Source organism: Bradyrhizobium sp. INPA03-11B (assembly GCF_040446015.1).
Lineage (GTDB): Bacteria > Pseudomonadota > Alphaproteobacteria > Rhizobiales > Xanthobacteraceae > Bradyrhizobium > Bradyrhizobium macuxiense_A.
Map to the genome: position 1 here is coordinate 36,942 of NZ_JASGSR010000018.1, position 11,783 is coordinate 48,724.

Genomic DNA, 11,783 nt, shown 5'->3' on the forward strand with positions numbered 1-11,783 from the left:
CGCTGAGCCGCCGCCAGCCCGTTCATTCAAACAAGACCGGAGAACACCATGCAGAAGAGAAACAAGACGGTGGCCGTCATTGGTGCCGGTGATTTCATCGGCGGCGAGATCGCCAAGAAGTTCGCCTCCGAGGGCTTCACGATCTTCGCCGGCCGCCGCAACGGCGACAAGCTCGCGCCGCTGGTCAAGGAGATCGAGGCCGCCGGCGGCGAGATCCATGCCCGCTCGCTCGATGCGCGCAAGGAGGAGGAGATCACCGCCTTCCTCAACGACGCCGACAAGCATGCGCCGCTCGAGGTCTGCATCTTCAACATCGGCGCTAACGTCAATTTCCCGATCCTCGAGACCACCGAGCGCGTGTTCCGCAAGGTCTGGGAGATGGCCTGCTATTCCGGTTTCCTGGCAGGACGCGAAGCGGCGCGGCTGATGACTGCGCGCGGCGCGGGCAACATCTTCTTTACCGGGGCCACCGCGTCGCTGCGCGGCGGCAGCGGTTATGCCGCGTTTGCCAGCGCCAAGTTCGGCCTGCGCGCCGTGGCGCAGGCGATGGCGCGCGAGCTCGGGCCGAAGAACATCCATGTCGCGCATCTGATCATCGATTCCGGCGTCGACACCGAATGGGTGCGGCAGCGTCGCATCGAGGCGCTCGGCCCGAACGCGCTCGACAATCCCGATCTCTTGATGCCGCCGGCCTCGGTTGCCGCGTCCTACTGGCAGCTCTACCAGCAGCCGAAGAGCGCCTGGACCTTCGAGCTGGAAATCCGCCCCTTCGGCGAGAAGTGGTAGGGAGAACGGCAGATGGAGCTGGCGCTATCCCCAGAAGATGCGGCGTTTCGCGACGAGGTTCGCGCCTTCATCAAGGACAATTATCCGGCGGAGATGCGCGTCGCCAATCCGGAGACCGACCTCTCCAAGGAGCAGATGCTGCTGTGGCATCGCATCCTGCACGACAGGGGCTGGATCGCGCCGCTCTGGCCGAAGGAATATGGTGGGCCCGGCTGGTCGATCACCCGCCGCTTCATCTTTGAGCAGGAGACGACGCGCGCCGGCACGATGCCGCCATTGGCGTTCAGCGTCACCATGGTCGGTCCCGTCATCTACACCTTCGGCAACGCGGCGCAGAAGGAAAAATTCTTGCCGCGGATCCTCTCCGGCGAGGACTGGTGGTGCCAGGGTTATTCGGAGCCGGGCTCCGGCTCCGATCTCGCCACCGTCCGCACCAAGGCGGTGCGCGACGGCGACCACTACATCGTCAACGGCCACAAGACCTGGACCACGCTGGCGCAGCACGCCGACTGGATCTTCTGCCTGGTCCGCACCGACCCCACGGCCAAGCCGCAATCCGGCATCTCGTTCCTCTTGATCGACATGAAGTCGCCGGGCGTCACCGTGCGCCCGATCATCACCATCGACGGCTCGCACGAGGTCAATGACGTCTTCCTGGAGAACGTCCGCGTCCCCGCCCAGAACCTGATCGGCGAGGAGAACAAGGGCTGGACCTACGCCAAATTCCTGCTCGGCAATGAGCGCACCAGCATGGCCGGCATCGGCCGCTCGACGCGCTACATCGAGCGGCTGAAGAAGATCGTGAAGGCCGAGATACCGGAAGACGATCCGGCGCATCTCGAGTTCATCAGGGACATCGCCCGCATCGAGCTCGACGTGCTGGCACTGGAGGCGACCGAGCTTCGCGTCGTCGCCCAGATGGCGCGCGGCATCGATCCGGGGCCGGCGGCCTCGCTGTTCAAGATCCGCGGCACCGAGATATTCCAGGATATCACCGAGCTGACCCATCGGGCGATCGGCAATTACGGGCTTGCGATCCGCGAGCATCCGGTTAGCGCCAATCACTTTATGCCGGGCCCCGACTACGGCCACACCGCGTCGGAGAAATACCTCAACTCGCGCAAGCTCTCGATCTACGGCGGGTCGAACGAGATCCAGCGCAACATCATCGCCAAGGCGGTGCTTGGACTTTAACGGCTGCGGCACGAGAGGATCGGATGGATATCCAGTTCACGGAAGAGCAGGAATTGTTGCGGTCCAGCGTGCAGCGGCTGCTGCGCGACCAGTATGATTTCGACGCTCGCCGCAAGATCGTTGCGAGCGAAGAGGGGCTTGGTCGCAGGCAATGGGATGAATTCGCCGAGCTTGGCCTGCTCGCCGCGCCGTTCTCGGAAGCCGTCGGCGGCTTCGGCGGCGGGCCGCTGTCGACCATGATCATCATGCACGAGTTCGGCCGCCATCTCGTGGTCGAGCCGTTCGTCGAGACGGTGGTGGTGGCTGGCGGCCTGATCGAGCAGGCGGGCTCCGAGGCGCAGCAGCAGGCCTACATCGCCGACATCATCGCGGGATCGAAGCTCTGGGCGCTGGCCTGGACCGAGAAGGGCTCGCGCTTCGATCTTGCGACCGTCACGACCACGGCGCGCCGGGACGGTGACGACTATGTGCTGAGCGGGGAGAAGACCGCGGTGATCGCCGCGCCCTGGGCGGACTATCTCATCGTCTCCGCGCGCACCTCGGGCCATCGCCACGATCGCGGCGGCGTCAGTCTGTTCGTGGTCGATCGCCGCGCCGCCAATCTCGAACTGCAAAGCTTCAAGACGATCGACGGCCGCCGGGCGGCCGAGATCAACCTGCGCGGCGTGCGCGGGGAGCTGTTGGGCCGGGAAGGCGAGGGTGTCGCCGCGCTGGAGGCCTGCCGCAACCGCGCCATCGGCGCGCTCTGTGCCGAGGCGGTCGGCGCGATCGGCGAGCTGAATGACGCGACACTGGACTATTCCAAGACGCGCAAGCAGTTCGGCGTCACGATCGGCAGCTTCCAGGTGCTGCAGCATCGGATGGTCGACATGTTCATCGCGCATCAGGAGGCGCTGTCCCTGATGCAGCATCTGTCGCTCAGCCTCAGCGAGGGTGAGGCCGGCCTGTCCCGGCTGGCGTCGGGCGCCAAGTCCAAGATCGGCTATGCCGGCAAGTTCGTGGCGGACCAGGCGGTGCAGCTGCATGGCGGCATGGGCATGACCGAGGAGCTCAATGTCGGCCATTACTTCAAGCGGATTTCCTCCATCAACATCCAGTTCGGCGATCCCGCCTATCACGTGCTGCGCTATGCGCAGCTCGATGCGGCCGCCTAATCAGAGAGGCAAGCATGTCATCACCCGAAGCAGTCATCGTTTCCACCGCGCGCACCGGCGTCGGTAAGGCCTATCGCGGCGCGCTCAACAACACCGACGGCCCGACCCTGGCTGGTCACGTGATGGCCGAAGCCGTAAAGCGCGCCGGCATCGCGCCGGGCGAGGTCGAGGATGTGGTGATGGGCTGCGCGATGCAGCAGGGCACCATGGTGATGAATGTCGCGCGCAAGGGCGCGATCCGCGCCGGGCTTCCGGTCACCGTTGCCGGCACCACCATCGACCGGCAATGCGCCTCCGGTTTGCAGGCGATCGCGGTCGCCGCGCGCTCGGTGATGCTTGACGGCGTCGAGATCGCGATCGGTGGCGGCATCGAGTCGATCAGCCTGGTGCAGAACGAGCACATGAACAGGTTCCATGCGGTCGACGACGATCTGATGGCGATGAAGCCCGAAATGTACATGTCGATGCTGGAGACCGCCGAGGTCGTCGCCGAGCGCTACGGGATCGGCCGCGACCAGCAGGACGAATATAGCCTCGAGTGCCAGCGCCGCGTCGGCGCCGCGCTGCAGGGCGGCCGCTTCAACGACGAGATCGTGCCTTTTACGACGAAGATGGCCGTGGTCAACAAGGACACCAAGGAAGTCAGCTTCCAGCAGGTGACCTTGGCCAAGGATGAAGGCCCGCGGCCGGACACGACGGCGGAAGGTCTCGCCAAGATCAAGCCGGTGTTCGAGGGCAAGACCATCAGCGCGGGCAATGCCAGCCAGCTCTCTGACGGTGCCTCGGCCTGCGTGATCATGAGCGACAAGGTCGCGGCGCAGAAGGGGCTGAAGCCGCTCGGCATCTTCCGCGGCTTCGTCGCCGCCGGCGTCGAGCCGGACGAGATGGGCGTCGGCCCGGTCGCCGCGATCCCGCGGCTTTTGAAGCGGCATAATCTCAAGATCGACGACATCGATCTCTGGGAGCTCAACGAGGCCTACGCGGTGCAGGTGATCTACTGCCGCGACAAGCTCGGCATCGATCCTGACAAGCTCAACGTCAATGGCGGCTCGATCGCGATCGGCCATCCCTATGGCATGACCGGCGCGCGGCTCACCGGCCACCTCCTGATCGAGGGCCGGCGGCGCAAGGCGAAATATGGCGTGGTGACCATGTGCATCGGCGGCGGCATGGGCGCGGCCGGCCTGTTTGAAATCATCCACTGATCGGAAACGCGGGAGAAACTTGTGAAGACAGCAATCACCGAACTGTTCGGCATTCAGCATCCGATCATCCAGGGCGGCATGCATTATGTCGGCTTCGCCGAGATGGCGGCGGCGGTGTCGAACGCCGGCGGCCTCGGGATCATCACCGGCCTGACCCAGCGGACGCCGGAACTGCTGGCCAAGGAGATCGCGCGCTGCCGCGACATGACCGACAAGCCGATCGGGGTGAACCTCACCTTCCTGCCGAGCTTCACCGCGCCGCCCTATCCGGAATATATCGCTGCGATCCGCGAGGGCGGCGTCAAGGCGGTGGAGACCGCGGGCCGCAGCCCGGAGCAATATATGCCGGCGCTAAAGGCGGCCGGCATCAAGGTGATCCACAAATGCACCTCGGTGCGGCATTCGCTGAAGGCCGAGAAGATCGGCTGCGATGCCGTCAGCGTCGACGGCTTCGAGTGCGGCGGCCATCCCGGCGAGGACGATATCCCGAACATGATCCTGCTGCCGCGCGCGGCGGACGAGCTGAAGATCCCGTTCGTCGCCTCGGGCGGCATGGCGGATGCGCGCAGCCTCGTCGCGGCGCTGTCGATGGGCGCGGCCGGCATGAACATGGGCACGCGCTTTATCGCGACCAAGGAAGCGCCGGTTCATCCCAATGTGAAGCAGGCGCTGCTCGATGCCGACGAGCTCGATACGCGCCTTGTGATGCGCGCGTTGCGCAACACCGAGCGGGTGCTGAAGAACAAGGGCGTCGATGAGCTGCTGGAGATCGAGCGCGAGAAGGGCGCCAGGCTCAAGATCGAGGACATCCACGAGCAGGTCGCCGGCGTCTACCCGAAGGTGATGATTGAGGGCGAGATGGATGCCGGGGCCTGGAGCTGCGGCATGGTGGTCGGCCTGATCAACGACATCCCGACCGTCAAGGAATTGATCGACCGCATCATGACTGACGCCGAAGCGATCATCCGGCAGCGGCTGACCGGCTTCCTCGACGGCAAGTTCGAGACCAGGCCGGCCCGCGCGGTCGCTTAAGGGAGATTGCCATGACCGAGCATGTCACAGTGGAAATCGCCGCCGGCGTCATGACGCTGACGCTGCAACGGCCGGAGAAGAAGAACGCCCTCACCGGCGCCATGTATGACGCGATGTCGAACGCGCTGAAGCAGGCCGAGGCGGATCCGTCGGTCCGCGTCATCCTGTTCCAGGGCGACGGCGACAGCTTCACCGCCGGCAACGATCTGGCCGATTTCGCGAGCCAGGCGCGTGGCGAGAGCGCGGTCGATAGCCCGGCACATCGCTTCATCGAGACCATCAGCAAGGTCGGCAAGCCGCTGGTCGCGGCCGTGCAGGGCAATGCGGTCGGCGTCGGCACCACCATGCTGCTGCATTGCGATCTCGTCTATCTCGCCGAGACCGCGCGGCTGATCACGCCCTTCGTCAATCTCGCTCTGGTGCCGGAGGCGGCATCGAGCTGGCTGCTCCCCTTGCGGATCGGGCACGCGCGTGCCTATGCGATGTTCGCGCTCGGCGAGCCGATGGATGCGCAGGGCGCGCTGGCATCGGGCCTTGCCAATGCCGTGGTGCCGCAGGCCGATCTGCGCAAGAAAGCACATGACGCGGCGATCGCGTTGACCAAGCGGCCGGCCGGCTCGCTCAGCATGACCAAGGCGCTGATGCGCGAGCAGCAGCGGATCGCGGCGCAGATCGCCGAGGAGGGCGTGCTGTTCAAGCAGCGCCTGACGACGCCCGAGGCCCGCGAGGCCTTTGCCGCCTTCGCCGAACGGCGCCAGCCTGACTTCACCAAGCTGTCGGCCTGAACCGGCAGCGAAATTCACGGAACCATCGAGGGAGTGACAAGCATGCACGTCGTCGGCAGCCATCAATATCCCGCCATGGAAACCGTGATTTACGGCAAACCGGCAGCCGAAGCGCTGCACGAGGAGGCCGAGCGGCTCGGCGCCAAGCGCGTCTACCTGATCGCCAGCCGGACGCTGAACACCACGACCGATGAGATCGAGAAGATCCGCAAGGGTCTCGGCGATCGCCATGCGGCGACCTTCGACGGCGTGCCGCAGCACACCACGCGGGATGTGGTGACGCAGATCGCGCGGCAGGCCAGCGAAGCCAGGGCCGATCTCGTCGTCGCGATCGGCGGCGGCTCGGTGGTCGATGCCGCGAAGATCGTGCTGATGTGCATCGAGCATGAGATCTTCGAGCCGGCCGGGCTCGACGGTTTCGAGACCACGCCGGAGCGTCGGTTCGGGCCGTTCCGCAACCCGAAAGTCCGGATGATCGCGATCCCCAGCACGCTCTCGGGCGGCGAATACAACTCCGGCGCGCTGGTCACCGACACCAGCCGCAAGCTGAAGCAGATCTTCAACCATCCGATGATGATGCCGCGCAGCATCATCCTCGATCCCGCGATGACGAAGTACACGCCGGAGAAGCTCTGGCTCGGCTCGGGCACGCGTGCGATGGATCACGGCATCGAGGCGATCTGCTCCAGCCGGCCCAACGTGCTGGTCGATGCGGTGTGCCAGCAGGGCCTGCGTTACCTGCATGACGGCCTGCTGCGCACCAAGGCCAATCCCGACGACGAGGCGGCGCGGCTGAATTGCCAACTGGGCTCCTGGCTATCGGCGTTCGGATTGCAGTCGCGGGTGCCGATGGGTGCGAGCCACGCCATCGGCCACGTGCTCGGTGGTACCTGCGACGTCCCGCATTATTTCTGCACGGCGGTGATGATGCCGAGCGTGCTGCACTACAACCGCCCGGCGACAGAGGCGGCCCAGCAATCGATCGCCGCCGCGCTCGGCGCGCCGGGGCGAGACGCCGGCGAGGCATTCGCAGGCTTCATCGCGCAGCTCGGCCTGCCGCGGCGGCTTGCCGATGTCGGTGTTGGTGAAGACCGCTTCGAGCTGATCGGCAGGAACGCGATGCTGTCGATCTTCACGCGCGCCAACCCGCAGCCGATCCGCGAGCCCGCCGACGTCGTCAAGATCCTGAAGCTCGCCGCCTGAGGCAACAGCACCTGGAGCAGCCGCGATGACCGCCTTGCGCATCTTCTCCTATCTGCCGAACCCGCGGGTCTGGAAGGCGACCATCGCGGCCCGGTTCTGCGGCGTCGAGGTCGAGGTCAGGGGCGCCTCGGGCAAGGAGTTGCGGGACTGGTTATGGGATTACGATGCCCATCCACTGTCAGAGCAGGAGCGCGCGGAGCTCGCTTCGCTCGCGCGGACCGGGAAGGTCGGCCTGACCGGCGCGCAGCTGTTCAAGACCGATGCGTTCATGGCAGCGCATCCGTTCGGCAATGTGCCCGCCGCTTTCGGCACTGACGGCAAGGTCGGGATCTTCGAATCCAACAGCATCATGCGCGCGGTGGCGCGGCTCGGCGAAGCGACGTTTCCGCTGTACGGGCACGACGCCTACGAGGCGTCAAGGATCGACAGCTTTCTCGATGTCAGCCTGGTGTTTGCGCGGGATTCGCAGATCTATCTGCTCGCGCTGTCGGGCGGCACGGTCGACGCAGCCATTCATGCCCGCGCCAGGGATGCGTTCGCGATCTATGCGTCCGGAATCGAGCAGGCACTGTCGCCACGGCGCGAGACGCTGGTCGGGGACGGCATCTCGATTGCCGACATCTGCTTTGCCGCCGAGCTCGCGCTGTTCATGAACGAGTACGGGCGGAGCGAGCAATTGGACAAGCAGGGATTGACCAGGATCCTGCATCCCGGGGTGCAGGATGGGTATCCGCTGATGTTCGCTCACTTTGCCCGGCTGGTCGCGCACGCGCATTTTGCGCCGGATCTCAAGCCTTATGTCGAGAAGCTGCGATCGAAGGCCGCGGCCTGACCATGACACCTGTTGGCTCTCACGCGGAGGATTGATCGCATGTCCGCACCCGTCTGTCTGATATCCGGCGTTGGGCCCGGCACCGGCTCGGCGCTCGCCAGGCGGTTCGCCGAGGGCGGCTACCGCGTTGCGCTATTGGCCAGGAACGAGGAGCGGCTCGCCGCGCTCGAAAAGCAGTTGCCTGGTGCAAAGGCCTATCGATGCGACGTCTCTGATCCCGCGCAGGTCGAGACGGTGGCCTCTGCCGTGGAGCGCGATCTCGGCAGCCCCGGCGTCGTGATCCACAATGCCGTCGGGGGTGCGTTCGGTACGTTCCGCGAGATCGATCCGCAGATCCTCAATCGTAACTTCCAGGTCAACACGATGGGCTTGCTGTATCTGGCAAGGCGGTTTGCCCCGGCGATGATCAGCACCGGCAAGGGCGCCATCGTTGCGAGCGGAAATACCTCGGCGTTGCGCGGCAAAGCCGGCTTCGCAGGGTTCGCGCCGACCAAGGCGGCGCAGCGGATCCTCGCCGAAGCGATGGCGCGCGATCTGGGGCCGCAAGGCGTTCACGTCGCCTATGTCGTGATCGATGCGGTGATCGACCTGGAGTGGACGCGGAAGCGCTGGCCCGAGCGGCCGGACGACTTCTTCATTAAGCCGAAAGCGATCGCGGACGAGATCTGGCACGTCACCCACCAAGACCGCAGCGCGTGGTCGTTCAATGTCGAGATCAGACCGTTCGGCGAAGCCTGGTAGGCGCTGCGCGGCGTTGGCAACAGCCGATCAATTCATAAAGGCCAAGGGGGAATTCGATGTCTTTGAGGAAGCTTGCGGTATCCATTGCAATTCTCGCCGCGTTTGCTGCCGCTCCGGTCCGCGCCGAAACGCCTGGTATCTCGGAATCGGAGATCAAGGTCGGGGCGACATTCCCGTTCAGCGGTCCCGCATCGCCGCTCAGCAACACCGGCAAGGGCCTGATCGCCTATGTCCATTCCGTCAATGACCGCGGCGGCGTCAACGGCCGGAAGATCAACCTCATCACCTATGATGATGCCTATACGCCGCCCAAGGCGGTGGAGCAGACCCGGAAGCTGATCGAGAGCGACGAGGTGGCGTTCCTGTTCAGCCCGCTCGGGACGCCCGGGATCGGCGCAACCATCAAATACGTCACCGCGAAGAAGGTGCCGCATCTCTTCGTCGTCAGCGGCGTGACCAAGTTCACGAACTTCAACGAGTTTCCGCTGACCACCACGGGACTGCCGAGCTACAACACCGAGGGAAAGATCTACGCCAGATACATCGCGCAGACGGCGCCCGATGCGAAGATCGCGATCCTTTACCAGAACGACGACCTCGGCCGGGACTTCGTGGCCGCTTTCAAGGAAACCCTGAAGGCCGACTTCGACAAAAAGGTCGTGACGTCTCCCTATGAGGTGACCGAGCCCACCATCGAATCGCATGTGGTGACGCTGAAGGCGTCGGGCGCGCAGGCCTTCCTGGTCGCCGGCACGCCGAAATTCGCGGCACAGGCGATCAAGAAGGCGAGCGAGATCGGCTGGACGCCGCTCACCATCGTCAACTACGTGTCGAGCTCGGTCTCCGCCACCATCGTGCCCGCGGGAGCCGACAAGGCGGTCGGCGTGGTGGTCGCAACCATCACCAAGGATCCGAACGACAAGAAGTGGGCCGACGATCCCGGCATGAAGTGGTATCGCGCCCACTTCGAGAAATATCTTCCCGGCGCCGATATCGGCGACAACAACTATCTGTTCGGCACCCAGCAGGGCCAGATCCTGGAGCAGGTGCTCAAGCAGTGCGGCGACGATCTGTCGCGCGAGAACATCGTGAAGCAGGCGCGCAACATCAAGGGGCTGGTGCTGCCGACCCTGATGCCGGGGATCACGATCAACACCGGCCCCGGCAACAGCATGGCCTACACCCAGCTTCAGCTGCAGCGCTGGACCGGAAGCTCCTGGGAGCAGTTCGGCGGCGTGCTGAGCGCCGATACGAACTGAGCTGTCGCATCGATTTGCTTGCGTGCTAGTGAAGCCGGCGTGCGATCGGCTTCGCCAGCGCGCTATGCCAATCCCATGGCGATGATCGGCCGCTCGACCGCAGGCTCGCCAGAAACGCCGTGGTCTTCGGCTGCACCCGCGAGCCGTCGATCACCTCGAGCTGGCCGCAGCGGTTGAGCGTGTGCAGCTTGCGGCCAGTCCATAGCGGCCCGGGCTGGAGCAGATGCCGAACGGACTGCCTGTACGTCGTCGGCGACAGTTCGAGCACTTCCGCTAGTCCAAGCGCTGCGCCGTATCCGTTGGTGCAGTCCTGCACCGGCCGCCACAGCTTGCCATTGACGGTCACGAAGTTGCCGGCCGGCCGCGTGGTGGCGCGATCCATCAGGATCGGATTGGCCGCATGCGGCTGCCATGGGCCGAGCAATTGCTCGGCGTAATAGATCGCCAGCGTGTCGGAATATCCGCCGGTGCCATCGCGCCAGGCGCCGAACATGTAGTAGCGACCCTCATGCTGCGTGATAGTCACGTCGGCAAGCTCGAGCCCGGACAGCAGCGTTGAGTGCCGCTCCCACTTGTCCGGAAAGCGGATGCATTTGTAGAGCGGAACGTCCCGATGCGCGGTGCTTTCCGGGATCATCCAGAGCTCGCCATTGTGCTCGATCATGAACGGGTAGGACAGATGCCAGGGCTCTTCCAGCACCGGCATCACCGTGCCGATCGGCCCGTTGCCGTCGAATTCGATCGCGGAAATGATGCCCTTGTTGGTCCGGTGGTCGAGGTCTTCGAAGAATACAAACGTCCGGCCCTGCCATTTCACCGGCACAGGATCGGCATAGAAGTGGTTGCCGGGATCAGCGAGCACGTTCCAGGCCGGTCCCGAGAGGTCGCCGGTGCGCCAGATGTCCGTATTCCCTGCAAAGCGCCAACCGATATGCCAGTGCGGCGCGTAGCAGCACAGCCGATAGATCTCCTTTGCGATCGACGTCGCCACGCCGCGCAGGACAAACGGTGCGGGATTGGGCGCTGCGCCGCCGTTTGCCGGAGCAGGCAGTTGCGGCACCAGCCGCGGAGCCCCTGACAGGATCGGCGGCAGCATCGACAGCGTGCGTGCCATCACCGTGTCGAGCCCGCCGCTCAGGCCGGCGGCCATTTCCGCCGAGGGGTGGCCGCGGTCCATCACGGCGCCGTCGAGCTCGTTGACGATTTCGATCACCGGCAGATCGCCGGCCAGAATGGCCGTCAGTGCTGCGCATTCTCCCGCGTGTCCGTTGAACCGTGGACGGAGATACAGTTTCGCGGAGCAGTTCGGGTCGCGCTCGGCGGTGGTGAAGTCGATCACCACGTCGGGGCTGCCCGCGCGCGGCCGCTCCGGGATCGGCTTCGCCCTGTCGGCGCCGCCGGCCTTGCCCTTGCGCAGGACGATGCGTTCGAGCTCGAACAGCATGTCGAGGCCGGCTGGTCGCGGTGCCGGCGTCGTGGTCCATGAGATTTGAACGGGAATATCCTGATCGTTGACGCGCAGTGACTCACGGCACATCCAGAGCCGCGGCTGCTCGCGATCGCAGCGAAACTCGATAATCATGGCCAGCCCA

Annotated in this window: 11 protein-coding genes; 10 read left to right on the forward strand and 1 reads right to left on the reverse strand. The window is 65.0% G+C overall.

Features of this window, described 5'->3' with window-relative positions:
- The first annotated feature begins 48 nt into the window (after positions 1-48).
- Genes QMZ05_RS09980 through QMZ05_RS10025 form a run of 10 tightly spaced genes read left to right on the forward strand, consistent with a single transcriptional unit; the run spans position 49 to position 10,191 of the window.
- Complete coding sequence (locus QMZ05_RS09980) at positions 49-786, forward strand: SDR family oxidoreductase (RefSeq protein ID WP_279707997.1); 738 nt, start codon at positions 49-51, stop codon at positions 784-786.
- A 12-nt stretch (positions 787-798) separates the two neighbouring features.
- Positions 799-1,980: an acyl-CoA dehydrogenase family protein gene (locus QMZ05_RS09985; protein ID WP_353700608.1), complete on the forward strand. Its 1,182-nt coding sequence runs from the start codon at positions 799-801 to the stop codon at positions 1,978-1,980.
- Positions 1,981-2,003: 23 nt separating this feature from the next.
- Positions 2,004-3,134 carry an acyl-CoA dehydrogenase family protein gene (locus QMZ05_RS09990; protein WP_353700609.1) on the forward strand — a complete coding sequence of 377 codons (1,131 nt, stop codon included), beginning with the start codon at positions 2,004-2,006 and terminating at the stop codon, positions 3,132-3,134.
- Between the two features lie 14 nt (positions 3,135-3,148).
- Complete coding sequence (locus QMZ05_RS09995; RefSeq protein WP_353700610.1) at positions 3,149-4,339, forward strand: acetyl-CoA C-acyltransferase; 1,191 nt, start codon at positions 3,149-3,151, stop codon at positions 4,337-4,339.
- A 21-nt stretch (positions 4,340-4,360) separates the two neighbouring features.
- Positions 4,361-5,371, forward strand: a complete 1,011-nt coding sequence (locus tag QMZ05_RS10000; protein WP_353700611.1) for a nitronate monooxygenase family protein — start codon at positions 4,361-4,363, stop codon at positions 5,369-5,371.
- Between the two features lie 11 nt (positions 5,372-5,382).
- Positions 5,383-6,156 (forward strand): enoyl-CoA hydratase-related protein, encoded by a 774-nt coding sequence (locus QMZ05_RS10005; protein ID WP_353700612.1) that lies wholly within the window; start codon positions 5,383-5,385, stop codon positions 6,154-6,156.
- A 42-nt stretch (positions 6,157-6,198) separates the two neighbouring features.
- A complete protein-coding gene (locus QMZ05_RS10010; RefSeq protein ID WP_353700613.1) occupies positions 6,199-7,359 on the forward strand; it encodes an iron-containing alcohol dehydrogenase in 1,161 nt (386 codons plus the stop codon).
- A gap of 25 nt (positions 7,360-7,384) precedes the next feature.
- Positions 7,385-8,191, forward strand: coding sequence for a glutathione S-transferase (locus QMZ05_RS10015; RefSeq protein WP_353700614.1), 807 nt, complete (start codon positions 7,385-7,387; stop codon positions 8,189-8,191).
- 39 nt (positions 8,192-8,230) lie between these two features.
- On the forward strand, positions 8,231-8,932 hold the full coding sequence (locus QMZ05_RS10020; protein ID WP_353700615.1) for an SDR family NAD(P)-dependent oxidoreductase: 702 nt from the start codon (positions 8,231-8,233) through the stop codon (positions 8,930-8,932).
- Between the two features lie 56 nt (positions 8,933-8,988).
- A complete protein-coding gene (locus tag QMZ05_RS10025) occupies positions 8,989-10,191 on the forward strand; it encodes an ABC transporter substrate-binding protein (RefSeq protein ID WP_353700616.1) in 1,203 nt (400 codons plus the stop codon).
- A 25-nt stretch (positions 10,192-10,216) separates the two neighbouring features.
- Here QMZ05_RS10025 and QMZ05_RS10030 read toward each other — a convergent pair whose 3' ends face one another.
- The gene (locus tag QMZ05_RS10030) at positions 10,217-11,773 is read right to left on the reverse strand and encodes a hypothetical protein (RefSeq protein ID WP_353700617.1); all 1,557 of its coding nucleotides are present in this window, start codon (positions 11,771-11,773) and stop codon (positions 10,217-10,219) included.
- Positions 11,774-11,783: the final 10 nt, after the last annotated feature.